The sequence below is a fragment of the Shewanella sp. SM21 genome (assembly GCF_025654335.1).
GTDB classification, from domain to species: domain Bacteria; phylum Pseudomonadota; class Gammaproteobacteria; order Enterobacterales; family Shewanellaceae; genus Shewanella; species Shewanella oncorhynchi.
Genome location: NZ_JAKKRL010000005.1, coordinates 17,169 through 42,126, shown reverse-complemented (window position 1 = coordinate 42,126; position 24,958 = coordinate 17,169). Strand labels below are relative to the sequence as shown.

Annotated in this window: 23 protein-coding genes; 13 read left to right on the top strand and 10 right to left on the bottom strand. The window is 46.2% G+C overall.

Annotation, left to right across the window (positions count from 1 at the left end):
* Positions 1-198 precede the first annotated feature (198 nt).
* From L5L94_RS07865 to L5L94_RS07830, 8 genes are all read left to right on the top strand, one after another.
* Positions 199-570 (top strand): hypothetical protein, encoded by a 372-nt coding sequence (locus L5L94_RS07865; protein ID WP_173497729.1) that lies wholly within the window; start codon positions 199-201, stop codon positions 568-570.
* A 105-nt stretch (positions 571-675) separates the two neighbouring features.
* Positions 676-1,344 carry a class I SAM-dependent methyltransferase gene (locus L5L94_RS07860; protein WP_263162347.1) on the top strand — a complete coding sequence of 223 codons (669 nt, stop codon included), beginning with the start codon at positions 676-678 and terminating at the stop codon, positions 1,342-1,344.
* Between the two features lie 108 nt (positions 1,345-1,452).
* The gene (locus tag L5L94_RS07855; RefSeq protein WP_263162345.1) at positions 1,453-2,004 is read left to right on the top strand and encodes an SMI1/KNR4 family protein; all 552 of its coding nucleotides are present in this window, start codon (positions 1,453-1,455) and stop codon (positions 2,002-2,004) included.
* Between the two features lie 11 nt (positions 2,005-2,015).
* Positions 2,016-2,462 (top strand): DUF6985 domain-containing protein, encoded by a 447-nt coding sequence (locus L5L94_RS07850; RefSeq protein WP_263162341.1) that lies wholly within the window; start codon positions 2,016-2,018, stop codon positions 2,460-2,462.
* A 311-nt stretch (positions 2,463-2,773) separates the two neighbouring features.
* A complete protein-coding gene (locus L5L94_RS07845) occupies positions 2,774-3,190 on the top strand; it encodes a hypothetical protein (protein ID WP_113940298.1) in 417 nt (138 codons plus the stop codon).
* A 256-nt stretch (positions 3,191-3,446) separates the two neighbouring features.
* On the top strand, positions 3,447-4,844 hold the full coding sequence (locus L5L94_RS07840) for an amidohydrolase (RefSeq protein WP_263162338.1): 1,398 nt from the start codon (positions 3,447-3,449) through the stop codon (positions 4,842-4,844).
* A 137-nt stretch (positions 4,845-4,981) separates the two neighbouring features.
* A complete protein-coding gene (locus L5L94_RS07835) occupies positions 4,982-6,313 on the top strand; it encodes a M16 family metallopeptidase (protein WP_263162335.1) in 1,332 nt (443 codons plus the stop codon).
* The gene (locus L5L94_RS07830) at positions 6,310-7,773 is read left to right on the top strand and encodes a M16 family metallopeptidase (RefSeq protein ID WP_263162332.1); all 1,464 of its coding nucleotides are present in this window, start codon (positions 6,310-6,312) and stop codon (positions 7,771-7,773) included. The genes L5L94_RS07835 and L5L94_RS07830 overlap by 4 nt, the downstream gene beginning before the upstream one ends.
* An 88-nt stretch (positions 7,774-7,861) precedes the next feature.
* On the opposite strand, the gene L5L94_RS07825 is transcribed toward L5L94_RS07830, so the two are convergent.
* Entirely contained in the window at positions 7,862-9,889 is a 2,028-nt protein-coding gene (locus L5L94_RS07825; RefSeq protein ID WP_263162329.1) for an alpha/beta hydrolase family protein, read from the bottom strand.
* A gap of 212 nt (positions 9,890-10,101) precedes the next feature.
* Between L5L94_RS07825 and L5L94_RS07820 the strand changes: the two genes are divergently transcribed.
* Positions 10,102-10,653: a hypothetical protein gene (locus L5L94_RS07820; RefSeq protein WP_263162327.1), complete on the top strand. Its 552-nt coding sequence runs from the start codon at positions 10,102-10,104 to the stop codon at positions 10,651-10,653.
* Positions 10,654-10,682: 29 nt separating this feature from the next.
* Here L5L94_RS07820 and trmL read toward each other — a convergent pair whose 3' ends face one another.
* Positions 10,683-11,147, bottom strand: a complete 465-nt coding sequence (gene trmL / locus L5L94_RS07815) for a tRNA (uridine(34)/cytosine(34)/5-carboxymethylaminomethyluridine(34)-2'-O)-methyltransferase TrmL (protein WP_006079682.1) — start codon at positions 11,145-11,147, stop codon at positions 10,683-10,685.
* A gap of 193 nt (positions 11,148-11,340) precedes the next feature.
* Here trmL and L5L94_RS07810 point away from each other — a divergent pair, with 193 nt between their 5' ends.
* Complete coding sequence (locus L5L94_RS07810; RefSeq protein ID WP_173248142.1) at positions 11,341-12,198, top strand: DMT family transporter; 858 nt, start codon at positions 11,341-11,343, stop codon at positions 12,196-12,198.
* A gap of 28 nt (positions 12,199-12,226) precedes the next feature.
* On the top strand, positions 12,227-13,168 hold the full coding sequence (locus tag L5L94_RS07805) for a LysR family transcriptional regulator (RefSeq protein ID WP_263162325.1): 942 nt from the start codon (positions 12,227-12,229) through the stop codon (positions 13,166-13,168).
* On the opposite strand, the gene L5L94_RS07800 is transcribed toward L5L94_RS07805, so the two are convergent.
* Together L5L94_RS07800 and L5L94_RS07795 are read right to left on the bottom strand one after the other, a co-directional pair.
* The gene (locus tag L5L94_RS07800) at positions 13,152-14,033 is read right to left on the bottom strand and encodes a patatin family protein (RefSeq protein ID WP_263162324.1); all 882 of its coding nucleotides are present in this window, start codon (positions 14,031-14,033) and stop codon (positions 13,152-13,154) included. The two genes, L5L94_RS07805 and L5L94_RS07800, sit on opposite strands and share 17 nt — an antisense overlap.
* 77 nt (positions 14,034-14,110) lie before the next feature.
* Entirely contained in the window at positions 14,111-15,124 is a 1,014-nt protein-coding gene (locus tag L5L94_RS07795) for a LysR family transcriptional regulator (RefSeq protein ID WP_263162321.1), read from the bottom strand.
* Positions 15,125-15,248: 124 nt separating this feature from the next.
* Between L5L94_RS07795 and L5L94_RS07790 the strand changes: the two genes are divergently transcribed.
* Positions 15,249-17,249, top strand: coding sequence for a ligand-gated channel protein (locus L5L94_RS07790; protein ID WP_263162318.1), 2,001 nt, complete (start codon positions 15,249-15,251; stop codon positions 17,247-17,249).
* Positions 17,250-17,302: 53 nt separating this feature from the next.
* Here L5L94_RS07790 and L5L94_RS07785 read toward each other — a convergent pair whose 3' ends face one another.
* The 3 genes from L5L94_RS07785 to L5L94_RS07775 form a co-directional block, all read right to left on the bottom strand.
* Positions 17,303-18,244: a DUF4424 domain-containing protein gene (locus L5L94_RS07785; RefSeq protein ID WP_263162316.1), complete on the bottom strand. Its 942-nt coding sequence runs from the start codon at positions 18,242-18,244 to the stop codon at positions 17,303-17,305.
* Positions 18,245-18,290: 46 nt separating this feature from the next.
* The gene (locus L5L94_RS07780) at positions 18,291-18,524 is read right to left on the bottom strand and encodes a hypothetical protein (RefSeq protein ID WP_011787794.1); all 234 of its coding nucleotides are present in this window, start codon (positions 18,522-18,524) and stop codon (positions 18,291-18,293) included.
* A gap of 132 nt (positions 18,525-18,656) precedes the next feature.
* Complete coding sequence (locus L5L94_RS07775) at positions 18,657-19,994, bottom strand: coproporphyrinogen III oxidase family protein (RefSeq protein ID WP_263162313.1); 1,338 nt, start codon at positions 19,992-19,994, stop codon at positions 18,657-18,659.
* Positions 19,995-20,374: 380 nt separating this feature from the next.
* On the opposite strand from L5L94_RS07775, the gene L5L94_RS07770 reads away from it, so the two are divergent.
* Complete coding sequence (locus L5L94_RS07770; protein ID WP_263162311.1) at positions 20,375-21,286, top strand: bile acid:sodium symporter family protein; 912 nt, start codon at positions 20,375-20,377, stop codon at positions 21,284-21,286.
* Positions 21,287-21,358: 72 nt separating this feature from the next.
* On the opposite strand, the gene L5L94_RS07765 is transcribed toward L5L94_RS07770, so the two are convergent.
* The 3 genes from L5L94_RS07765 to L5L94_RS07755 form a co-directional block, all read right to left on the bottom strand.
* Positions 21,359-22,750, bottom strand: a complete 1,392-nt coding sequence (locus tag L5L94_RS07765) for a tetratricopeptide repeat protein (protein WP_263162308.1) — start codon at positions 22,748-22,750, stop codon at positions 21,359-21,361.
* A gap of 493 nt (positions 22,751-23,243) precedes the next feature.
* Positions 23,244-23,957 (bottom strand): methyl-accepting chemotaxis protein, encoded by a 714-nt coding sequence (locus L5L94_RS07760; RefSeq protein WP_263162304.1) that lies wholly within the window; start codon positions 23,955-23,957, stop codon positions 23,244-23,246.
* Positions 23,958-23,969: 12 nt separating this feature from the next.
* Positions 23,970-24,827 (bottom strand): HAMP domain-containing protein, encoded by an 858-nt coding sequence (locus L5L94_RS07755; RefSeq protein WP_263162301.1) that lies wholly within the window; start codon positions 24,825-24,827, stop codon positions 23,970-23,972.
* Positions 24,828-24,958: the final 131 nt, after the last annotated feature.

The window sequence follows — 24,958 nt, the reverse complement described above, 5'->3', positions numbered from 1 at the left end:
TTAAAAATAAACCTAATTGTTGTTTCACTCAAATAGAAACTTAAAAAGTGTAGTTTAAGACTTGTATTCAAGCATATTTTTTAAGAACACCTGCTGCATATTTTAAGCTTAGGCAGATTTTATGCTATGTTTTGCACATCTTGCGTGAATTAGCTTTTATCATTGATTCATTCAATTATCGAATAAAGGAGACAGGAAATGGCGTATTTATTTAAAGTGTTAATCTCTAAAATATTAATATCGCTAGTCCTCATCTTTAGTTTTCATCTCGCGTTAGCAAATGCCACCGAGGCGCCAAAGCCTAGATTGACCCTAGAGCAAAAAGCCGATAAGGCACGCATCGACTCACAGCGATTAGAACAGGCTCAATTAGAAAAGGCCCGTCAAGCCACTAAAGAGACGACAGAGCGGGAAGATAAAATTAAGCAACAATCCCAAACCAACGATTGGGAAGCGCAGCAAAAACTTAAGGCACAAAAACAGTTCGACGAAAGAGAAAGTCGCGAGCAAAAATATTTACGGGAAGCAAAAGAAGCTGCCGCAAAAGAGCGTAAAATCCCTAAGCCTTAATTAGGCCATCGACATAGTCGATTTCAGCTAGTCAGTGCTAGCATTATTTGTGGGCATTACGGCTATTCTCATTACTATGCACCTTACTATCACTAGGAATTGTTGTTGAATATCTGCCCCTTATGTCATGGCGTTGAATTACTCGCTTATCATCAAGATAGGAAGCGCAGTTACCAGCAATGCCAAACCTGCCAACTGGTGAGCGTGCCTTCTGAGTTTTATCTTTCGGCCGAGGCAGAAAAAGCCGAGTACGATAAGCACGAGAATCATGCCGATGATCTCGGCTATCAAACATTTTTAAATCGCACACTCAAGCCACTACTTAGCCGTGTTAGCACTTCGGCCCAAGGGCTCGATTTTGGCTGCGGAGAAGGTAAGGCATTGAGTCTAATGGCAAAGGCGCGCGGTTATCAGATAGATAATTACGACCTTTATTACGCTAATAATCCCGAAACGTTAGCCCGCCAATACGACTTTATTACCTTAACCGAAGTCATTGAACACGTGAGTGGTGCCGCAGGGTTACTTGCCCAGCTTGATAGGTTATTAAAACCTAATGGCATTTTGGCGGTTATGACCAAGCGTGTGCAGGATAAAATCGCATTTGCCAGTTGGCACTATAAAAATGACCCTACCCATATCAATTTTTACGCCGAAGCGACCTTTGAATGGCTCGCCCAGCACTATGGCTGGCGATTAGAAATTATCGATAAGGACGTAGTGTTCTTATATAAAGAGATGCATAAAGTTGAGAAAAGTAATGCAACACCCTAATTTATGTGTCTAATTCGATTAAATAAGTTCCCATAAGTGCATATGCGAGCGGTATAAACCAAAAGGATTAACACTGCTGCTAAGTGTCTGGATGAAGGGGTAAATACAATGGACGTTAAGACTTATCTACAGGCATTGAGTGCTATTTACGCCAACATGAATCAAACATTAGAACTGGATCGTGGCTTATCAAACTCAGTCTTAGATGAAGCCGAAAAACAATTAGGTTTTAAACTAGTTTCCCCGCTAAGGGAGCTTTGGGGATATGCCAATGGCGGCAATGAGTGGAGCACAGTCTTTGCCCGAAAAGATTACTTTTGCCGGTATGATTTTTTGTCATTAGCCTCATCATTTAAATTTCGTGACCGAATGAGAAAACAGGCCCAGTACTACGTTGATTACCACGAGCCAGAAGTGCGGGATCCCAAAATCCAATCAGGATGGTATCAAGAAGGTTGGCTGCCCTTTGCCCAATTTGGGGGTGGCACATTACTCTTGATTGCAGATCATTCGCCCTCGGCATTAGGTAAAATGGGACAAGTGATCGCATACACCCATGACCCCGATATGATGGACTTTATTAGCCCAGATCTAAGCCAATTTTTTGCACAATCCTTGGCGCAAATCGCGCTATATCCAGATGAATTAATTGAGGATTAAGGATAACAAAAATGTACGTTCCATTATTCAACAAACCGAGTGAACTGATTATTGAAGGTGAGCTTCAGGGCAACGATAAGTTACGCATAAAAATGCTCGAAGACGTTTCTCTGATGACACCAGAAACGAAGCATCAAATTCTAAATGCTATGCTCAAAATGCATAAGTACTTTGAAGATTATTGTGGTGATTTGGAGGTTTCTTTAAATACCATCAATGAAATAGCCGCAAATACCCAGCCGTTGTACATTATATTGGATGACACCAGCACAATGGAGACTCGGGCAATTCGTTATCATTACGCCTGCAACTGGGAAACCGATCATGGGGTAGAAGTGATGGTACTCAATGGTAATCAAGTGATTTTTGTGGGCAACTGCGGTTACACCTATGGTGTGTTATTAGCCTCCATTGATAGTGCTTTATCCCTTCAAGATGAAGAGCTTAATTTTCTGTGAGTTGCTGACTAAATTTTACTACTATTATTCCCGCGCAATACTGTGTTACTCAGAAAGGCAATTTTAGCTAAGCATTTTAGCCAGACATCCACATATGATGGCTCTTGTTCAAGTAATTTTAGCCAGTACAGGTGGTAGAGAAACCGAAAGTGCATTATGTTGTTGATTTAAAATGGGTGGCTAGACTTTGGCTGGTAAACTAAGCTAAGGAGCCAAAACGTAACAAAGCGTTTAAAATCCTTCGCTTTACTCACTGGAAGTTCAAACTGCTGCTTCAGTTTGAAACTCCTTTAACACGGCGTTAACCTCCTATGACACCTGAATATCTAGCCAAACAAGTTGAATTTATTGACTGGCTCTCGGCTGCAAGTCCCATTGAAGGCGTATTGGGTTCTACATATGGATGGGAATGGCTGCCTACAAGCAGAGATCAAGAGGATCCTTTGAATGGTCCGAAAAAATGTGAGGAAACAAAAGACGCGGAGATGCTTGTGTATAAATCGGCGCTCAGATCTCTGAGAAAAATTGGCCGGTCACATCCTTTGCTTGTGTATGGTCCTCATGATTTTACTGAGAGCTTTAGAGGCGGCGCACTCTTTGCCTTCAAAATGGCAGCGAGAGAGGCCGCTCTCAGACAAAAGGGCGTATGGAGTGAGGTGGCTGAGTTGTATAGCCAAGGCCGATGGCCATGTGGTTTTAAAGAAAATCGTGAATTTGTTGTTTTGTGACTAAAGCTAACGATGCCAAGCATTGGGACAGCTTTTCCGCTGCCTTGAGTTTCTTTAACTGAGATCCGCCATCCCTATCTTTTTCAGGTTGATTTATCTAAAAGCTAGATTCCCGCCCACAGCATTGCGGGAATGACGGTTAAAGACAGCCTCTAATGAAGCACAGTCTCTTTTACCTTTATCACTAAATCTATTAACAATTCCTCCTTGTCCGTGTAGTTTAGGTAGCTTATAAAAACAACAATAGGCTATCGCTATGACTTTACCCTCTGTATCACTTGCTGCATCAACATCATTTGAATTTAAGCCCATAGTAAATAAATCCCGTTTTTCCAAGACCTTACTCGCGTCGGCCTTAGCCTTGAGTTTTATGGGCACGGGTTTTAATTCGGTACAAGCGGCGACCAGTGCTATGCCGGATGCGGCTAAGTTGGCGGCGGGTGTGGAGCAAAAGGTGATCGACTGGCGTCGTGATTTGCATCAACATCCTGAGTTGTCTAACCGTGAGTTTCGCACCAGCAAGATTATTGAAAAACATCTGAAATCCTTAGGATTAGAAGTACAAACGGGTGTGGCGCATACGGGCGTGGTGGCTATCTTAAAAGGCGGAAAGTTGAAAGGCGGCAAGCCTGGTCCGTTGATTGCGATTCGAGCGGATATGGATGCACTGCCTGTGACTGAAGTGGTCGATGTGCCTTTTGCCTCTAGGGTGACAGACACTTATCGCGATCAAAAAGTGGGTGTGATGCATGCCTGTGGGCACGATACCCATGTGGCCATGTTGATGGGGGTGGCTGAAAACCTCGTGAAAGTGAAAGACAGCCTAGCGGGGGATGTGATGTTTATCTTCCAACCCGCTGAAGAAGGTGCACCGGAGGGTGAAGAGGGCGGTGCGGAATTGATGCTCAAAGAAGGGCTGTTTGCTCAGCGCAAACCCGAGCAAGTATTTGGTATGCATGTCACCTCGAGTATGCCGAGTGGCATGATTGGCCTGCGCAGTGGTCCAGCAATGGCGAGTGAAGACTCTTTTACTATCAAAGTGAAAGGCAGCCAAACCCATGGTTCGCGTCCTTGGAATGGGGTCGATCCTATTGTCGCTGCGGCACAAATTATCACTAACGTGCAAACGATCGTCAGCCGTCAGGTGGATATCACTAAAGCGCCGGCGGTGGTGAGTTTTGGTGCGGTCAATGGTGGCATTCGCTCTAACATTATTCCCGATGAAGTCGAGCTGATTGGCACTATTCGCACCTTCGACCAACCCATGCGCGCCGATATCAAAGTGCGTTTAGCGCAAATGGCACAGCTGTCGGCGAAAACCTTAGGGGCGACTGCGACTACTGAGATCCACCAAGGCTATCCTGTGGTGGTTAATAATCCCGAATTAGTCGCCAGCATGCGGCCAGTGCTGGCGAGTGTGGTGGGCGATAAGATGCTGATTGAACCCGGGTTAATCACAGGTGCCGAAGACTTTGCTTACTATGCCTTAGAAACGCCGGGGATGTTTTTCTTCCTAGGGGTGACGCCAAAGGGAACGGACCCTGAAACGGCGGCCAGCAATCATTCGCCAGCATTTTATGTGGATGAAAGCGCGCTAAAAGTGGGCGTTGAGGCCATGACCAAAGTGGCGTTAACGGCACTCAAAGCCCAATAAGTGGCTAACGTATTATTCCGTAAGCACTGCGGTATAACTTGAGCTTACAAAAAATCGGCGCGGGATAAGCTTCCTGCGCTTGATTTGTTAAACAATTTACCTCTATATGTGGATATTTACAGCAAGGAGCGAACAAGATGAAGCGCACGCTATCGGCTCTTGTGTTGGCCATGGGACTTTTGACTCCCCTAAGCCAAGTACAGGCCACCACGGCAGAAGACATTAAGAGTTTCACGCTAGATAACGGCATGAAAATCATGGTGCTAGAAGATGCCTCAATTCCCAATGCCAACATGTATTTATTTTGGAAGGTCGGTTCACGTAACGAAGTGCCCGGCATTACCGGTATTTCGCACTTTTTCGAACACATGATGTTCAACGGTTCGAAAAAGTACGGCCCAAAAATGTTCGACCGTACTATGGAAGCCGCAGGTGGCGCGAACAATGCGTATACCACTGAAGACATGACGGTTTATACCGATTGGTTCCCCGCCAATGCGCTCGAAACTATGTTCGATCTCGAAGCTGACCGCATCGCTAACTTAGATATCAACCAAGCCATGGTCGATAGCGAACGTGGCGTAGTGCAGTCGGAGCGTTCCACTGGCTTAGAAAACTCTAACTGGAATGCCCTCGAAGGCGAAATCAAAGGTGTGGCGTTTTTAGCCCACCCTTATTCGTGGTCGGTGATCGGCCATGAGTCGGATATCGCCGCTTGGTCGCTGGAAGATTTAGTCCAGTACCATAAAACCTATTACGCGCCGAACAATGCCGTGGTCGTGATTGCCGGTGATGTAAAGCTTGCCCAAGTAAAAGCCTTGGCAGACAAGTACTTTGCGCCTATTCCGGCACAGACTCCGCCTAAAGCGATTCGCACTGTCGAACCTGAGCAAAAGGGTGAGCGTCGCACCTTTGTGCAAAAGGCATCGGTCAGCACACCTAATGTGATGTTGGCGTATCACATTCCAGCGGCAACTCATGCGGATTTTTATGCGCTGGACTTATTAAGCTCGATTCTAAGCCAAGGTAATAGCTCGCGTTTATATCAATCATTGGTTGATAAACAAGTGGCCTTAGAAGCGCAAACCTACATGCCGATGTCGGTCGATCCTAACCTCTTCTATGTGATGGGTGTTGCTACACCTGAGGTGAAAGCCTCGACGCTGGAGCATGCGTTGATTGAGCAAATCGATGCGATTGCGGCCCAAGGTATTACCCAGCAAGAATTGGATAAAGTTAAAAATATTAAGTTGATGGATTTTTATCGCTCGATGGAAACCATTAATGGTAAGGCTAATACCATAGGCACCTATGAGATGTATTTTGGCAGTTACGACAAGTTATTTAATGCACCTGAAGCCTATAACAAGGTGACGCCTGCGGATATTCAACGAGTTGCCCAAACCTACTTACGTAAATCGAATCGCACTGTGGCTGTGCTGGCGGCAACTGAGGAGTCTTCCCTATGAAATCGACAGCAGTGAAATCACTTAAGATGGCATCACTTGGGAAATCGTCTAAGTTAATGGCAGCATTGGCTTTAGGCACAAGCTTAATCATAGCGGGCTGCGCGGCGACATCGGCACCAAAGCGGGTCGATACTGGCAGCTTTGCGATGCCAAGTTACGATAAGTTTGTGTTAGATAACGGCTTAACTGTGTACTTAATGCCGCAGCGCGAAGTGCCGTTAATTACCTTAAATGCCGTGGTACGCGCCGGTGCAGTGAATGACACCACCGCAGGCGTGGCACAAATGACAGCAGAAGGTTTGTTGTTAGGTGCGGCGGGGAAATCTAAGGCGGATATCGAGCAGCAAGTGGATTTTCTCGGTGCAAGTTTAGTGGCCGAAGCGGATAAGGAAGGCAGTTATCTGAGTGCTGACTTTATGGCGAAGGACATTGACTTGATGCTGGGCTTATTTAGCGCGGCGATGTTAACGCCTGATTTTGATGCCGCCGAGTTCGATAAACTCAAACAGCGCGCGATTGCTGGGCTGCAGCAGGATAAAGAAAGCCCGCGGGCGGTGATTGGTCGCTACTTCGATAAGCTCGTATTCGGTGCCCATCCTTATGGCAATGCGGCTTCGGGTAACCGTGATTCACTGGAGCAAGTGACAGTGTCGCAGTTGCGCGCCTTCCATAAGAGTTACTATCAACCTTCCAATACCGCGATAACTGTCGTGGGTGACTTTGATGTGGCGTCGATGAAAGCCAAGCTGACGCAAACCTTTGGTCAGTGGCAGGGCAGCGAAAAACTGGTGCAGCCTGATTTAAACCGAGGTTTGCCTCAGTTGACCGAGGCCAAAGTCTTGTTGGTGGATAAACCCGATGCTATCGAAACCACCTTTGTGATCGGCGGTTTAGGTATTAGTCGTGACAATCCAGACTATGTAGGTTTAACGGTAGTGAACACTATTTTAGGTGGTCGTTTTACCTCTTGGCTTAACGACGAGCTGCGGGTGAACGCAGGCTTAACCTATGGCGCACGCTCAGGTTTTAGCCCTTATACCGATTCGGGCGTATTCACAATCAGCACTTTCACTAAGACGGAAACCACTCAAGAAGCGATGGATTTAGCCTTAAAAACCTATGCACGTTTATGGGAAAAAGGTGTAGATCAAGCGACCTTAGATTCGGCTAAAGCCTACGTTAAGGGTCAGTTCCCGCCTCAGTTTGAAACCTCAGGGCAGCTGGCGGGGCTCTTATCTGGCATGTATCTATACGGTTTCGATGATAAGTTTATCAATGAGTTCCAAGCTAAGGTGGATGGTTTGACCTTAGAAGAAACCCAAAGGTTAGTGAAAACTTACTTCCCGCAAAAAGATCTGCAATTTGTGCTGATTGGCAATGCGGCTAAGATTGCACCTATTGCCGCTAAGTACGGCAAAGTGCAAACCGTCGATATTAAAGCCACGGGATTTGGCCAATAAGCCATCATTGCGAGGCTTGATTCAATAAAGAAAAGGTCTGCATAGTGCAGACCTTTTGCTTTTCTGTTCTTGGTGCTAGATGCAGCGTTTATTGTCCACCCGGCTTAGCATAATGGGTCATCCAATCCTTCACTTGGTTATACCAATAGATAGAGTTATTGGGTTTCATAACCCAATGATTTTCATCGGGGAAGTAAATCATCCGTGATTCCACATTGCGAGTTTGCAGGGTGCGGAACAGTTCAAATCCTTGTCCCACAGGTACTCGGTAGTCGAGCTGACCGTGGCTGACTAAGGTCGGAGTGTTAAAGTTAGCTGCAAAGTAATGCGGAGAAATGGCTTTATACAGCTCAGGATTATCCAAGTAGTTGCCAAATCGGGTACTGTGCACGGCAAAATCCGACGCCATTTGTGAATACATGTCGTAAACCGCAGCATGGATCAACAAGGCTTTAAAGGGATGTGGTTGACCTAAAATAATTGAGGTCAGATAACCGCCGTAACTTGCGCCACCCGCCACCATGCGGTCGCTGTCTATCCAGCTTTGTTGTTTAAACCAGTCGGCTGCCTTGAGCACATCTTCGAGGGATTTATTCTTCCAATCTGGGTTAATCGCATCGGCAAACGCTTGTCCGAAGCCGCTAGAACCATGGAAGTTTGGCCAAGCAGTGACATATCCCCAAGAGGCGAAGGTTTGTGCGTTCCAACGATAATGGAAACCGTCGGTAATGGCGTTGTGTGGCCCGCCGTGAACCAGCATAAAGAGGGGATATTTTTTACTGCGATCAAATCCGGGGGGATAGTGAACCCACATTTGAATATCTTGATTTTGATATCCCTTGTAGGTCACTGATTCGTAAGTGCCTAAATCTACATCTTTGAGAATATCGTCATTAAAATTCTCTAGGCGTACCGTCTTACCATTGCGGGGATTAATGCTGACCAAGCGCGCTGGGTGCAAAAAGCTCTCGTTGGTGGCAATCAGTTCACCGTCTTTACCTATGGCGGGTTGGCTAAAGTCAGTTGCCTCTGTAATGGCTTTGACTTTACCGTTTTTGGCATCGATATGATAAATGCGGTTAGTGGCGGCATCTTCGATGGTGGCATAAAAGCCTTTACTGTCGGGGGTCCAATTAAATTGGCTGACCGAACGATCCCACTCTGGTGTTAGCGTATTAAGTTTACGGCTATCGATATCCAGTAACATCAGCCTTGAAGTATCGGCATAGAAACCGGGGATTTTCTGACGGGTAAAAGCCAACGTTTTGCCATTGGGGCTAAAGCTGGGATCAGCATCAGCGGCTTGATTTTCTGGGGTGATATTCTCTGCTTTACCACTGCCAATCGTTGCAAGGAAAAGATCCAGTTTAGGGTCGATACGGTTGTCTGAGCCATAAGTACTGAAGGCAATTAAGCGTTCATTAGGCGAAATATCGTAACTTGAACTGCTTTGGCTCGAGCGTGGTAACTCATGGCCGAGCGCTTGCGTCACGGATTCGACTTCGCCGCCCGAAGCGGGGATCCTAAATACATGGGCTTGTCGACGTTCATCTAACCAGTGATCAAACTGAGCGTAGGGCAAAGCGTTCCACTGGCGAGCTGAGACCTTATTGTCCTCGTCGGCTTTTAGTTGGGTTTTCATCTCGTCCCATGTTTGATTTGGGAATATATTGCTGATGAAATACAAATGCTTGCCAACCCATTTAATACCATTTACGCCAGTAGGTATGTCGGTTAAGCGCTGCGCTTCACCCGGACCGTCCATAGGCAATAGGTAGATTTGGCCTGCGTCGTCTTCATTTCGCTCACTCACAAAGGCTAAGGTTTTGCCGTCAGGTGAAAACACGGGCTCGCTCACCTTTAACCCTTTGACTGTAATAGCACGATTATTTTTACCTTCGCCATCAAAATGCCATAACTGGGTCGAACCTTTATCTTCCTTCAGATCATATTCTGTGACTGGCGCAATAATATGCTCACCAGAGGGCGATACGACTGGGCTACCAATACGCTTAAGTTGCCAGAGCAATTCCACCGAGAGCGGTTTACCCTGCTCCGCAAATGCTGAGCCGAATGGCATCAACAGACAGAGCAATAAGATTCCTGTCTTCTTCACTGTGAGTCTCCTTATCATACATATAGTTATAATGATTTTATTTGTAGTGCAGATTCGAGAGTATAGAAACCGAGCATGAAAGCAAACTGAGTGATAACCCATAGCGGGACGCTTTGTGTAAGCATCTGTGAATGGTTGTCGGCTAATTGTGATTTGTTGATGACAGAATTACAGGCTAATCTAGGGTGATATTTCGGCTGAGGACTAGGTAGATGCAGAATAAAATCAACCGATTAAGACTATTATGGGGAGTGATAATCGCACTGAGTGCTGCTATTCCTCTGGCTGCGCACGCGGCTAAGGTGAGTTTTAGTGAGTTTTGCCCTCAGTTTACTGGTCAATGGGTGGGCGATGCCGCCAAAGTGGGGGAAGCGCCACGAAAAGTGACAGTCACCGGATTTTGCTCCCATGATAAGCGGCAGCTGTTATTGTCTGTGAGTGTTGGCACGCGTGCGCCCTATAGTGAAACCTGGTGGTTTAGGGAGCAGGGCGAGCAAGTGTTGTTGACCTATTACGATGGCGTGTCCCAAGAGAAGCAGCAAGTCTTTAGCTTATATCGTCAAAATGGCGATTATTCTTTGCTGGGTGAGGGCGTGGTGACTGCTCGGTCTGCGTTAATTCAATTACTGTTTGAGGTAAAGGGGGCTGGTGTTCAAGCTAACGCATGGCAATGGACGCAGAATATTCAATATTTAGATGATGATGTTGATCGCTATCAGCTTTTTCGCGGGATAGAGATGACGCCAGTCGCGCCATCTCCTTAGTCGCTAATCCGATTTACCTTCGATAGCGCTTAAAGTGCGCCAGCAAAATCCAGTTGGCGCCATGCTTCATAGCTGATAATTGCCACTGCATTAGACAGATTCAAGCTACGGCTGGTGGCCGCCATGGGGATGCGTAGTCTCTGCTCAGTGGGGATAGATTCGATAATCGCCATCGGTAAACCTCGGGTTTCTGGGCCGAATAGCAGCACATCGTCTTTGGCAAAACTCAGCTCTGTATGCGGGCGACTCCCCTTAGTGGTGCAGGCCATAATGCGCTTGCCTGCCATGGCTTCGAGGAAAGCATCGAAGTCTTTATGGCGAGTCACATTGGTTAAGTCGGCATAGTCCAAACCCGCGCGGCGTAGCTTTTTCTCTTCTAGATCAAAACCTAATGGCTCAATCAAATGTAGCTGGCAGCCATTGTTTGCGCAAAGGCGAATGATATTACCTGTGTTAGGTGCGATTTCTGGCTCATAGAGTGCGATATGGAACATACTGGCCCGCCTGTAGAAAATGACGGCCGATTATACGGCAAACGGTGCCCAAGCGCAGTGTCTGTTGTGGGTGGATTTGGCTAAGTTCATGCAATAGAGGTTGTAATCGGTGGAATTGTTATCTCAAGGCTTGCCTGTTTTATTATCTCAAAGTAACATATCTCAATATCAAGATACTTTTCAAGAAGTCATTATGCCCTTTATTATTGCGTTACTCGCCCCTGTATTTTGGGGGACGACCTATGCGTTAGTGAGTCTCTACTTACATGACATGTCGCCCTACTGGGTAGCCGTGTGGCGTGCCTTGCCTGCGGGGATATTAATGCTGATGCTGCGTCCTCGTTTGCCAACTTTGGTTTGGTCAAAGCTTGGTTTGCTGGCTTTTTGTAATATCGGTGCCTTCTTCACCTTGTTATTTATCGGTGCGTATCGTTTGCCGGGCGCTGTGGCGGGAACCTTAGGGGCCACTCTGCCGCTCATCTTCTTAATACTGGCTTGGCTTATTGATAAAAAACGCCCAGGAATGAAGTGGTTATTATTAGGTTTGATGGGATTAGGTGGGGTCATTTTACTGCTTAACCCGTCGGCGGATCTCGATCCTATCGGCGTGTTGTGCATGTTGAGCGCCACTACGTTAATTGCCTTTTCTTCTCGCTGGATGCAAAAGTGGGATGTGGGTGACTTTTTAGTGCTGACCGCGTGGCAGCTATTATTAGGCGGTTTGATGTTGATCCCACTGGCTTGGTTTATGGCAGGGCCACCGCAGCTACCGAGTATGACGCTTGTACCTTCACTGATATGGTTAGTGATTGCCAACACCGCCGTTGCCTATTGGGCTTGGCTGTGGTCGATGCGAAACTTAGGGCCAGAAATCATGGGTATGGTCGCTTTAGTCAACCCTGTGGTTGCCGTATCATTAGGGGTCATGATTGTGGGGGAAACTTTAGATATGCGCCAATGGATGGGAATCGCGGTGATTTTATTGTCACTGTTATTGATGAAGTTGCCGCAGAATTTAAGGTTAAATCCATTTAAAAAAGTGCAACCCTAGTCATTATTTTGGGGTGAATGAGGCATAGATGCTAAAACGTTTGGATCTGAATTTACTGCCCGTACTCGAAATTCTACTTGAGGAGCAAAGCGTGACCGCCGCTGCTGCGCGGTTGCATTTGAGCCAGTCGGCGGTGAGTAAACAGCTCACACGTCTGAGGGAAGTGTTTGATGATCCTTTATTTGAGCGTACCGCCTATGGCCTAAAACCGACGCCCAAGGCTTTGTCACTCGCGCCTGAGTTACGCCAATGCTTACAGCAATTGGCGCAATTTACTCGGCCGGACACCTTCGAACCCGCCTTGAGCCAACGACAGTTTAGAATGCATTTGGTCGAAACCACCTATTCACTGACCTTTCCCCATTTTATGCCCATGTTGCTCATTCAAGCGCCCGGTGTGAGTCTCAATTGCCAAACGTGGCGACTCGATACCATGGACAGATTACTGCGCTGCGACATCGACTTAGCCATAGGTTGCCGCGAGTGGGATGAGCGTTCACCCATGCATGTGAATAATATTCCCGATGACTTATGCCATGTTGAGTTAGTGCAGGATTATCCAGTGTGTTTGATGCGTCGTGATCATCCGGCGTTAACACAAGAATGGAATTTAGATACCTTCTTGAGTTATCGCCATCTGCAAGTGGCCTTTGGCGGTTTAGAGCATTGGTTGCTGGATGATGTGTTGCAACTCGAGGGCCGTCAGCGGGATATTGCCGTGAATATGACCGACTTTCAGAGTGCTCTCACCCTGTGTGAACAGAGCGATTTGATCCTCTGCGCGCCTTCGCGCTATGCCTTGGCTGTGATGAAGTCTTTTGAGCTTCAGTCTTTACCATCACCCATCAAGCTGATTCCCGGTGCGTATTTATTGATGTGGCACAAACACTTCGAACACGACTTGAGCCATAAATGGCTGCGAGAGTTGATTATTAGTCAAGTGCTGCGTTCGATTACACCTCAGTTTTAGGCACTTTTGGCGCCGTTAACCAAGCGGTTAATGTGGGTAAGACTGCTTTTCCATCCGCTAGCCCTTGTTGATAGACGGCGGTCACCTTATCGATATTGCGATCGAGCCTGGATAAATTAAGTGACAGTGCTGGACGGATCACAAAGGCGTTATTACTCGCAACAGCTTGGTTTAACTCGACTAATGCTTGATTATAAACACTATGGCGTTCACTTAGCGCATGGGCAACGGCGGGGTAGTGTTTATAGGTTTTGCGGGCTAACCAATTCATTTTCATCGCGGATTTTTGATAATGCTCATCTTGAGTCAAGATCACGACTTGGCGTGCGTAACCGTCCTTTCGTGATTGCGCTACTGGTATCGGTTCGCCGATGCCGCCATCGAGGTAAGGATTTTGGTTGATCACGCTGGGTTTAGACATAAAAGGCAGGCTAGAGGAGGCAATGAGCACGTCAAGCAATTTATCGTGATCATTAAAATCGGCCATCCCAAAGTAATCGGTTTTTCCTGTGTTGCAGTTAAAGGCGCCGACCTTGAATTCGGTATTACTATTTAAAAATGTATCAAAATCAAATGGCAGCAACTCATAAGCCATGCGACGGTAGGTAAAGTCTGTATTGACATAATTACCGGTTGCCAGCCAATGGCGGATGCCCATATAGCGTTTGTCATTGAGATATTGCTGCTGAATGTGGAGATTGCGACCAAATTGGCGGGATACATAGGACGCGGGATAAATGGCACCTGCAGATACCCCAATTACATAGTTGAAGTGAAGTGACTGCTGTAAAAACGCGTCTAATACACCTGCGGTATAAATGGCCCTGAGGCCACCACCTTCCAACACTAAGGCCACATCTTTCATCGAGTTACATCTTTTTATCGGTTTATCACCGCAGAATACCCCAGCTTAGCGCAGAAATGAATGCGTGTAAGGTATCCTCAAGATGCGTGACCAACATCAAGATGATGTGACTTTTTCTTAGTTTTAATTGGTAAGATATTGGTTACGTTATCGTTTACGCCATCTTTTTGATGGCCCAGATTAACATGATAGGCTTGGTGAAAATCTGCCTGACTAAAGTATTGGCTAAGTGCATTGAGCGCTTCTTTCACTTTTGCGGGCTGCTTATCCCGCGCCGACGTTACGCTATAAACACTGTAGGTATTGAGTGACCATTCGGGTAATAGGGTGACCAGTTGGCCGCTTTCGAGGTATTTGTGTACTTCAGGTTCGGGCAGGGCGGCAAATCCTAGACCATCGAGTGTGAGTTGAATTAACGCCTGCATATTGTTGACGCTAATTCGCTGGCTTGTCAGTTCAAAACACTCTTGGCTGAAGGCGTGGGTTAAGATATCGCCTTTAGCATAAGTGTGATAGATCCGATTTAATTCAGCTAACTCCGTTGGGTGGCTAAGGTTTTTATGCATTGGCAGATAATTGGGGGAGGCGCACAGTAACATACGCCAATCGGCTAAATGGCGGGCAATTAAGTTGGAATCCGATAAGGGGCCGATGCAAATCGCCAGATCGATACCGTCGTTGACTATATCTATCGGGCCATCTTGCAGCAGTAAATTCAAACTTATCTGTGGATGTGCAGCCAACAGGTAATGAAAAGGTTCGCTTAACAGGCCGCCGCCAAATCCTATAGGCGCGGCAATCTTTAATTCCCCTGATGGAATACCTTTCAAGTTATTAAGTTTCTGCTCTGTGCTTTCGACTATCGCGATGACCTTGCGGCAATTCTCATAGAACAAACTGCCCGCTTCGGTGAGTGTGAGGTTGCGGGTATTGCGGTGGAATAGGCTGATCCCCATGTCCATTTCAAGCTTGGTCACTTGCTGACTTACCGCCGACGAGCTGAGATTTAATTGATGCGCTGCGGCACTCATTGAGCCCTTTTCTGCGATTGTCGCAAAAACGATCATCCCTTTGATCATGTTTTTATTCATTTTTAAGTAACTCTTACAAGTGAATACCTAAAGTCTAACTTGAGCTGATTGTAACATAGAGATACATTGCCGTATTGAAAATTGTTCTCATTTACAATCTTTGCTCAATGGAGACTTGTCGGTTATGTTGTTAAGTCGTAAGAAGTACCTTGCTCAAGTGATCACCGCTTTATGTTTGTTGCCCACAGTACCAGTAACTAATGCCCTTGCGGATACCGCGTCAGATAAAGAAAAGATGATGGAAAGAATCGTGGTGACTGCATCGGGATTTGAACAGCAAATTCGCGATGCGCCGGCTTCTATCAGCGTGATCACCCGTGAGGATCTGGATAACCGCTTTTACCGCGACTTAACCGATGCCATGTTAGAAGTGCCCGGCGTAGTGATTACGGGCGGTGCAGACCGTCAGGATATCAGTCTGCGGGGCATGGGCAGCCAATACACGTTAATTTTAGTGGATGGTAAACGGCAATCCTCGCGCGAGACACGGACCAACAGTGACGGCCCAGGCGTTGAAGGCGCTTGGACGCCACCATTGGCGGCCATCGATAGAATTGAAATTGTTCGCGGGCCTATGTCATCACTTTATGGTTCGGATGCCATTGGTGGGGTAATTAACATTATCACTCGCAAAGTGCCAAACGAGTGGCAGGGTGAGGTGCGACTCGACAGCACTTTGCAGGAAAAGTCTGACTCGGGAAATGTGTATCAAGGCAACTTTTTCGTCAACGGTGGTTTGATCAAAGATCTGCTAGGGATGCAACTTTATGGTCAATATACCCAGCGTGAAGAAGATCAAATCTATGGTGGTTACCGAGGTCGCGATGCGACTAATCTGACAGCGAGATTTGCGCTCACGCCTAATGAAAATCACGATATCATGTTTGAAGTTGGCACTTCTAACCAAGAACTCGACAGCAGTTTAGGTAAAACCGTCACACCGTTAGCACCGGGCGAAGCCTGTGGTCGTCGCGGTTGCCCTGAATCTTCAACGACAGAATATGAAAACAGCTCCTTCTCCCTTTCACATACAGGTCGTTGGGACTTTGGTACTTCGGATAGCTATATCAAGCATGAAGTGTTTGATAATAAAACCCGTAAGATGAAAATCACTAACACGGATGCGCAATCTAGCCTTATCACTACGTTAGGCCAAAGTCATACAGCGACCTTTGGCGCAGCATTCAACCATCAAGATTTAACCGACGAAACAGGTAACCAAGTGAGTGACTTAACTGATATTAGTCGCAAACAATGGTCGGTGTTTTCCGAGGATGAATGGCGCATTGTCGATAGCTTTGCTCTGACCATGGGGCTGCGTTTGGATGATGATGAAAACTTTGGTAATCATGTCAGTCCGCGCGTTTATGGCGTGTGGGGATTAACCGATAGCACCACCTTAAAGGGCGGTGTATCAACAGGGTTTAGGGCGCCGAGTTTACGTCAGACAGTGCCCGACTGGGGACAAGTCAGCCGTGGTGGCAACATGTACGGTAATCCAGATTTACAACCTGAAACTTCAGTTAACTACGAGTTAGGTTTGTATTCTGATCTGACCGAGAGCATTACCGCCAGCGCGGGTGTGTTCTATAACGAGTTTAATGACAAGATCACCCGCGTTGCCTGTCCTGCGACTCAATGTACTGATGGCCCAAATCAATTTGGTTCTAATCCAACGACTTATGTGAACGTCGACGAAGCTGTGACCCAAGGGATTGAACTGAGTTTCGACTATCGCATTCGCTCAAACTTGAGTTTGACGGGTAACTATACCTATACGGATTCGGAGCAAAAGACAGGTGTTTATAAAGGTAGCCCATTGAATCAATTGCCTAAGCATTTGATCCAAGCGTCTTTCAACTACGAGCCTATTGATAATTTAAGCACTTGGTTAAGGGTGAACTACCGTGGCGAAGAGAGCCAACCGACGACAGGACCTTCATCGAGCAGTTTAATCGCCCCTTCTTATACTCTGCTGGATTTGGGGGCTAACTACCAGTTGAACGATAGCTTGAAATTTAGTGTGGGCATTTATAACGCCTTCGATAAGGAAATTACCCAAGAGGAATACGGTTATATCGAAGATGGCCGACGTTACTGGTTAGGTATGACTTATAGTTTTTAAATTAAAAATAGCGAGTTATAAAGAAGCCAGCACTTAGCTGGCTTCTTTTTTGATTATTCAAAATTCGGTTTACGAATAAACAGGACGCTGAGATCTTGCTTTGGCGTGAACTGTTTTTGCTGGAACTCAAAGGTGAGTGGGTCAGTTTTTTTAAGCTCGCCATCAAAACACAAACTAATAAGATCTGTGGGCTGGGATTTTTTTAGGGTGAGTTTGAAGTCCTTAATCGACCCTTGCCAGTTATTAGCTGTGACCAAAATATAGCTAAGATGGCTCCATTCGACGCCAATCTCCTGATCTTCACCGTCTTGTTTGACAACGAGATTACGCTTCCGAATACCTTGCTTGGCGCTTTCATCTAAACAGGCCAGTTCAGTGTAAGTATCGATAATACTATTGGCAGTATCGGGGATGCCCGTTGAGAGGCTTGGCGTGTAACTGTGGCTGATGGAGACAGATTGGCCCGCGGGAAAGGTTTGTTCCCACACAAAGTAATCGCTTAGGGTAAAGGCGATTTGTTGGTCCTCATCCAACCATTGCTTGGGGAGTGCGGGTTTACCCTTGGGGACTTCGGCATATTCGGCAAAGTAAGCGACTTCATCTACACCCCAGCCAAGCTGTTTCAGCTCGGTTGAAATATCGGTTTTATCGGCAAGTTGGGCAACAAGCCTGTGCTGAGTTGGCTGGGTTTTGCCATTCACTTTAAGGGTGAAGTTATCAATGCTGCTGTGATCGGCGGAGCCAAAAAACATTGGTGGCATGGGGAAGGCGATGGGGACGATAAGATCCTGCGAACTGGTGTTGGTAAACACATAATCGACCCTGACTTCGGTCTCGCTGATGAAGAGGGACTCTTTATCCATACTGATATTAGGCTGATATTTCAAGGTAATAGAGCCATTAGCATCCCCAAAACTGCTATCGTTGGCAGAGGCAGTTTCTCCGTAGACGAGTAAAATTATAGCAAAAAGGGGTATGGCTAAGTGTGCTGACATGTACTTCTTAACTCTAGTTGGATGTTTTAGTATCAATGGGGAACTATTATTGCGCGCGGGCGAGGTCGATGGCCGCACTTATCGCATTTCGCGCTTGTGGGCTATTTTTCCAGCAAGTGGTGCGCAGCATGCTGGCGACTAAGTTAGCAATATCATCCACTTCGTGTTGGGCGAGTTGTTGTAGTGAGCTGATACCAATTTCTTCGAAGCGTTTAATTACCGTCGGGCCAACGCCTTTGAGTGCTAATAAGGCTTGTTTTTCTTGTTCATTAAAACCCATAACGAATACTCCTTTATTGTTGGGATTGTGCTCAATTAATAGTACTGGGCAAGATTACCTTTAAACCGAGTTAACAAAAAGGCCCTCGAAGGGCCTGTTTAGTCTTTATGAATCAACAATCATCAATAAGTGTTACATATCACAGGGTTTGAGTGGCTTACGCAATTGAGCGCGCACGTTGTCCATGCCGGCGTAAAACTCTTTCATCATCAATAGACCCATCATCTTGCCGTTATCGGTGACGATCAGATTGTCGGGATCTGTTGGGTCATTTTTAATCGCACCAATCAGTTTCATCGAGGTCATTTCTTTAAATAAGGCGGTATCTAAATTGACGCCAAAGGTTTCGCGGAAATATTTACGCGATAAACGGCCGGAGAACATGCCCAGCAAAAAGCGATATTGCATCACGTCTTTTTTGCTGTAGTTCTTTTGTTGCTCGACACCCATTTGACCCGCTGCGATGCGTTCTTGGTACTTACGTAGCGAGAAAGTGTTCACATAAAGCGTGTCATTTAAGAAACTAAATGAGCCCGAACCTACCCCTAAGTATTCGTCGTAATCGATAACGTATTCATCAAATCCTTCGTCATCGGTTTTACCAAATGCCCATGCAGACAATTGATTATATTGACCATTAAGGCTATTTAATATTTGGCGATATTGGTTTGCCATATCCGCTTGCGGCGCCGCTAATTTGCCTTTAACACTCTTACGGGTTTGATGAGTGATCATCAGCGGATAGGTGGTAATTTGTCTTGGGTCTAAGCGCGATGCCATGTCGAGGTCGTGTTGGATCACTTCATCGGTTTGGCCGCGGAAACCAAAAATCAGGTCGACGTTGATAATAGGGAACAACTCTTTGGCACCCATGATCTTGTCGAAGGTTTGCTGACCCGTGCCGAATTTATCGAGTCGGTCGGTCATTTTTAAAATATCGTCATTAAAGCTTTGTACGCCGATAGACATGCGATCCACTAAGCCTTTGAGCTGTTTAAAGCCTGGGCTGTCTAAATGCTGCGGATCGGACTCGCAGGAGACTTCTTTAATGCTAGGAAATAGGGTTTTAGCGTGTTCTATGGTACGGGCTAATTCGTCTTCTAATACCGTGGTGGTACCACCACCAATGTACATAGATTCAAAGTCATAGCCGAGGGCCTTGACCATTTCCATCTCTTTACGTAATGAGATGAAGTAGGCACGCGCCTTGTCTTCCTTAAACATAAAACGGTGGAAGGTACAGTAAGAGCACAGGGTATGGCAGAAGGGAATATGTGCGTATAGCATATATTTTTTGCCTTCAACCGGTGCTGGCATCATTTCTGCTGAAAGCGTATCGAGGCGAAGATTCTTATCGACATAGTACTGCATGACCCGTTCCATCGAGCCGAGCATCCAGTTAGGGACGGTAATATTCGCTTGATAAGGCGTTGCGATAGCGCCGCTGAGCGTTTGAATAACTGATGACATAACGATTCCTATCTGAGAGTGCTAACCGTAAACACCGAAATTGCTTTAGGTAATTCACGACCACCTAGCGCAATAAGACTACCTCGTATGTAATTGTTAAAACGTGAACTGGTTATAAGTTACGGTTTCCTAACAAGGAAATCACGGGCTTTTTGTTAAGCAGATCATGTTTTAGCGATTGAGAATGCATTTTTATCATGCATTTTTTAGCGGAATTTATTGTAGATTTGCGGGGTTAGCTTGCCGTGTCAGTCTAAATGCTGAGATTGAAAATCACCATTCTAGGCATTTTGTTGCTGGCGGATTAGCGCTTGTCTATCCAAGGGTCGGCTGTCATCATCCGAACGATAAAAATAACCTCTTGATGTAAAGGGCCCACTATGTTGGCAAACGTAAACCGCTTCTTCCCGCTGTTGGCACTGATAGGCGCAATGACAGCTTATCTGATACCGAGTTGGTTTACTGAGCTTAAATCCGCCATAGTGCCGCTGTTGGTGATAATCATGCTATCTATGGGGCTCACCTTAGATCTTCAGGATTTTGCTAATGCATTCAAACAGAAACGTGCTGTACTCGCAGGACTCGTGCTGCAATTTTCTGTCATGCCGCTCAGTGCATTACTAATTAGCCTGTTATTAGGATTAGATAGGGAACTCACCATAGGCATGGTGTTAGTGGGCAGTGTTGCAGGCGGCACCGCCTCAAACGTGGTCTGTTATTTAGCAAAAGGCGACGTGGCTTTATCGATAACCATGACGGCACTGTCAACCTTAGCGGGCGTGGTGTTAACACCACTGATTATTAAGCTGTTGATTGGTGAGATGATCGATATACCCTTCGCTGATATGCTGCTGAGTTTAGTGAAAATTGTGCTGATCCCTGTCAGCGTTGGTGTGATTATCAATCATTTTTTTAAATCGCTGGTGGCTAAAGTCGCTCCTGCATTGCCACTGATTTCTATCTTGGCAATTGTGATGGCGATTACGATTATCGTGGCGTTAAATGCCAATCAGTTTGGTAAAGTTGGCCCGATTATTCTGCTTGCCGTGTTCTTGCATAATGGTCTTGGTCTCGCCTTAGGCTATTTCTGTTGCCGTTTATTAGGCTTTAACCACACAGTTTGTAAAACTATCTCTATCGAAGTTGGCCTACAAAACTCCGGTCTCGCCACTGCTTTATGTATTAAATTCTTTAGCCCCATTTCTGCCATTCCCAGCGCGATATTCTCGATATGGCATAATTTGTCTGGCGCCATGTTGGCAGGATATTGGGCGAGAGAATCGCAAGATTAATAAGATGTTGCTGTCGAAAATAGATAATTCCTGTTGCCTAGCAAGCGAGGCCACAGGCTTAAAATGCTGTGACTAATTAACCGGTAATGGGGTCTCGACAGGCATGAGTGTTAGCTGCAAGATATTTTCTTGCCGGCTTAATGCCAGTGGCAGTGTGTAGTTGGGAATGCGTAATCCGAATACGGCACCTTGTTGTAACAAGTGATACAGCTGATCTGTCATGGTAATCGTTAAACTGGCGCAGCCATGTTCATCGACTCTGCCTTCTAGTGGTAAGGCGATTTTGTCAGCTAAGGTTAGATACGCCGCCATACGCCAGTGAGAGTTTTCTCCAATATTGTATGTGCTGCCATGTAGTTGGTTGTAGCCTAAACCACAGGCCTGCAAGCTTAATTGGGTTTTGGCCGCTGTTGGCAACGAAATAATCTGTTGTCGCTGCTGTGCCAGAAACTTACCCCACGTCAGGCGATGAATAACTGAGTCAAGTGAGATGGGAACATACTGATCTTGCTGTTTTAGTGCATTAAAGCGGGCAATGCCCTGTTCCAATTTAGTGAGATCGTCTTCATATTCCAGTTGTGCCTTAAGCAGATTATATGCGGGCGTTTTAGCTTGTTCCATGCCGGCTAATGCCGCTTTCTCGTAGTATGCCAGTGCTTGCACTTTATCGGCTTCTGCGCCCAAACCGTGCTCTTCCATGCTGCCTAAATGATAGTTAGCGATGGCAACTTGACGCTTAGCACCTTGTAAAAATGCGGCTTTCGCACCGCTGTAGTCATTTTCATTCAACAGCAGAGCGCCGTAGTTTGTCCACGCCGTACCGTCATCTGCTGCCATACCCAATTCTAGCCACTTTATGGCTTGCTGGCGTAACTGCGGGATGTTGAGGCTTTCTCTTTCGCTGCCGACACTTTGCATCGCCATTAAGTACGCGCGCAGATACTCGCGTGAGACATTATCCTGATAGAGGTTATCGGGCTGGAGTTCAAAGGCTTGCCCAAAGTAACTCCCCGCTTGCTGCGCCGCAGTGATTGCTTTCGCTAGATAGAACCTTGAGCTGGGATCTGCCGGACTGTGTGCTCGTCCTAGGTTATATAAGGTCGGTAGTTTAAGACCCCGCGCCAGCGCTTCTTCTAACAAGGGGATGGCCTGCGTTTTTCGATCATTATCCAGCGCCATGCTGCCTAGATTATGGCTGGCATGGGCCGAACCTAAGGCTCTGGCTTGTTCATAGTATTGGCTGGCGGTGGCATTGTCTTGCGTGACGCCACGGCCGAGATGGTAGGCTTTACCCAGTAAGAATAACGCCTCAGCATTGTTCTCTGCTGCTTGCTGCTGTGCTTGTTGCAAGAAAGCGTCGTATTGTTGTTGCTCAAATAGCTGTTCCAGCGCGGACTTTTCTGCAGTTGCTGCAAAGCTTACGGTCAACAGTAATAGGAGAGTCGCAATAGTGAATATCTTCATAACATCCTTGTCGTTAAGCGGGTACTTGTAAGCGGTAGTGCTAGTGAAGTTGTTTAACGTAGAGGCTTGTTATGCTACAAGCAAGCCTTGCGGTTTACCACTGTGTTATGGACAGGCGGATGAATTGCAGCGGTAGCACTGCCGGGTGTTGGCGTTACATGGAAGCCGACGATAGCTAATCGTTGATTAGCTGAGTCCGAAGTTTTTTAGTGGTATTCAATATTGTGGGAGATGGGCAATACGTATCTTCATTCCTGAACTATAGGCTTCACGCTCTTATTATTGCTTTAGTACAGTTGACACTGAATCAATTTAATCATTTTTTGGTAAATAATTTTTATAAAAATATAGTATTAATAATAGGTTAGTTTTCTTGGCTGCGATTTATATTGCAGGTGTGTGTTTCGCTTTATATCTCATCTAAAAATCTGACAGCCCAATAATTTTTGTTATTAGGCCGCAGATTTAAAAGCTTTTTTTAGGGAGCCTAAACCTAAAGCTTAAAATGCGAGACCACACCGACGAGTTGTTCCTTCGTCGCGGCCAAAGAGGTTGCGCTATTGAGGGTGGCTTTACCGCTTTGATTCAGTTCATCGACCATTTCACGAATGGTGGTCAGATTACGGTTTATCTCTTCGGTCACAGCACTTTGCTCTTCTGCTGCGGTGGCGATTTGATTACTGAGCCCATTAATATCGAACACATAAGTGGTCAGGGTATCAAGGTTTTCCGTCACTAGATTGGTGGTATCGGCGGCTTGTTGGCAACTGTGTTTGGTTTGCTCCATTGCGGTTACGGCGGCATTGGCACCAAGATAAAGTTGTTCCAGCATCTGGTTGATTTCTGCGGTACTTGCTTGAGTGCGTGCGGCCAGTGAGCGAACTTCATCGGCGACAACAGCAAAGCCTCGACCTTGTTCACCTGCACGGGCGGCTTCGATGGCTGCATTAAGCGCTAGCAGATTGGTTTGATCGGCAATTTCACCTATTACATTCAAAATCGCGGCGATATGACGGGTATTTTCGTTCATATCATTAATCGCATCAGCGGCGACATCGACTTTAGCGACCAAGGCAATCACAGTGTTGGCAGCTTGTTCAACGGCTTTCTTCGATTTATCCGCTTGCGCATTTGCTTGTTGAGTAAACTGGGCTGCAGATGCAGCATCACCCGCGACATTATGGGCTGTGGCGCTCATTTCAGTCATGGCTGTCACGACTTAGTCGGTTTCGACGGCGTGGATTTGCAGTGCATGATTATTGGCATTTGACTGTACATTCAATTGCCCTATTTGGTCGGACATATGATCCGAGGCTTGGGCAATTTCAGACATAATTTCACGTAGATAACCTATCACACTGTCGAGATCTTCTGCGAGTGAGCAGAGCTCATTTTGTCCTTTAATATTTGTTTTATGAGTTAGGTCGCCATGGGCAAGACGTTCCATTACCCGTTTTATCTCATTGATTATGTGGACGAGTTGTTTACTCATAATGAGGGCGCTGAAGAGTGACGCTACAATCGCGAACAAGATCAATCCCAGTAGGATACTTTCTGTTGAGGTGACTTTATCTTCAGCTTGTTTGCCTAACTCATGATTTCGCAGAGTGATCAGCGCGACTAATTGGTTGATTTGATTACTGACCTTAGGCCCGAGCGCAGCACGCTCATTGGTTAGCTTAGGTACTGCTCCAGTTTGTTTAGCGAGTGCCAGTTCTTCTTGGTAGAGACGAACATAATGTTCTGTTTGTGGTAAAAGAGTGTGAATAGCTTGAGCATCAGCGCCCATGAAGTCGGTATTAAATTTGGTCAGTTGAGAGACGAGTTGTGCAACCTTATGTTGTTGTTCGGCGATAGCTTTACCGTTGTGGACTAAGGTGGCTAAGCGCAACTCAAAAAAGGATTCTCGTACTGTAGTGAAAGTTTCTGCGAGCTGAGTGTTGTCGACTAGGCTTTTACTGGTCTCACCGAGTTCGTTAAAACTGCGATAGCACGAAATACCTATGATGATCAGTAAGATACTTGTAAACACTGATGGCAATGCCGTCAATGTACTGGTTTTGGCATTTTTAAACATGGTGACCTTCTAGGATAAAAAGCAGCAATGCGTAATTTAATTACGCTATAGGTAATTTTAGCGTGCGCGTGAGCTAGCCAGCAAGAGAGTATTTTATGGAAATGTCTACTAAGATACTGTTTTTAATTGAA

Coding starts and splice junctions, on each gene's coding strand:
- L5L94_RS07765 (WP_263162308.1), bottom strand. CDS start 22,750: ATGAAGATATTCACTATTGCGACTCTCCTATTACTGTTGACCGTAAGC.
- L5L94_RS07855 (WP_263162345.1), top strand. CDS start 1,453: ATGGACGTTAAGACTTATCTACAGGCATTGAGTGCTATTTACGCCAAC.
- L5L94_RS07840 (WP_263162338.1), top strand. CDS start 3,447: ATGACTTTACCCTCTGTATCACTTGCTGCATCAACATCATTTGAATTT.
- L5L94_RS07820 (WP_263162327.1), top strand. CDS start 10,102: ATGCAGAATAAAATCAACCGATTAAGACTATTATGGGGAGTGATAATC.
- L5L94_RS07810 (WP_173248142.1), top strand. CDS start 11,341: ATGCCCTTTATTATTGCGTTACTCGCCCCTGTATTTTGGGGGACGACC.
- trmL (WP_006079682.1), bottom strand. CDS start 11,147: ATGTTCCATATCGCACTCTATGAGCCAGAAATCGCACCTAACACAGGT.
- L5L94_RS07775 (WP_263162313.1), bottom strand. CDS start 19,994: ATGTCATCAGTTATTCAAACGCTCAGCGGCGCTATCGCAACGCCTTAT.
- L5L94_RS07830 (WP_263162332.1), top strand. CDS start 6,310: ATGAAATCGACAGCAGTGAAATCACTTAAGATGGCATCACTTGGGAAA.
- L5L94_RS07780 (WP_011787794.1), bottom strand. CDS start 18,524: ATGGGTTTTAATGAACAAGAAAAACAAGCCTTATTAGCACTCAAAGGC.
- L5L94_RS07790 (WP_263162318.1), top strand. CDS start 15,249: ATGTTGTTAAGTCGTAAGAAGTACCTTGCTCAAGTGATCACCGCTTTA.
- L5L94_RS07770 (WP_263162311.1), top strand. CDS start 20,375: ATGTTGGCAAACGTAAACCGCTTCTTCCCGCTGTTGGCACTGATAGGC.
- L5L94_RS07835 (WP_263162335.1), top strand. CDS start 4,982: ATGAAGCGCACGCTATCGGCTCTTGTGTTGGCCATGGGACTTTTGACT.
- L5L94_RS07755 (WP_263162301.1), bottom strand. CDS start 24,827: ATGTTTAAAAATGCCAAAACCAGTACATTGACGGCATTGCCATCAGTG.
- L5L94_RS07865 (WP_173497729.1), top strand. CDS start 199: ATGGCGTATTTATTTAAAGTGTTAATCTCTAAAATATTAATATCGCTA.
- L5L94_RS07760 (WP_263162304.1), bottom strand. CDS start 23,957: ATGACTGAAATGAGCGCCACAGCCCATAATGTCGCGGGTGATGCTGCA.
- L5L94_RS07805 (WP_263162325.1), top strand. CDS start 12,227: ATGCTAAAACGTTTGGATCTGAATTTACTGCCCGTACTCGAAATTCTA.
- L5L94_RS07785 (WP_263162316.1), bottom strand. CDS start 18,244: ATGTCAGCACACTTAGCCATACCCCTTTTTGCTATAATTTTACTCGTC.
- L5L94_RS07850 (WP_263162341.1), top strand. CDS start 2,016: ATGTACGTTCCATTATTCAACAAACCGAGTGAACTGATTATTGAAGGT.
- L5L94_RS07800 (WP_263162324.1), bottom strand. CDS start 14,033: ATGAAAGATGTGGCCTTAGTGTTGGAAGGTGGTGGCCTCAGGGCCATT.
- L5L94_RS07795 (WP_263162321.1), bottom strand. CDS start 15,124: ATGAATAAAAACATGATCAAAGGGATGATCGTTTTTGCGACAATCGCA.
- L5L94_RS07845 (WP_113940298.1), top strand. CDS start 2,774: ATGACACCTGAATATCTAGCCAAACAAGTTGAATTTATTGACTGGCTC.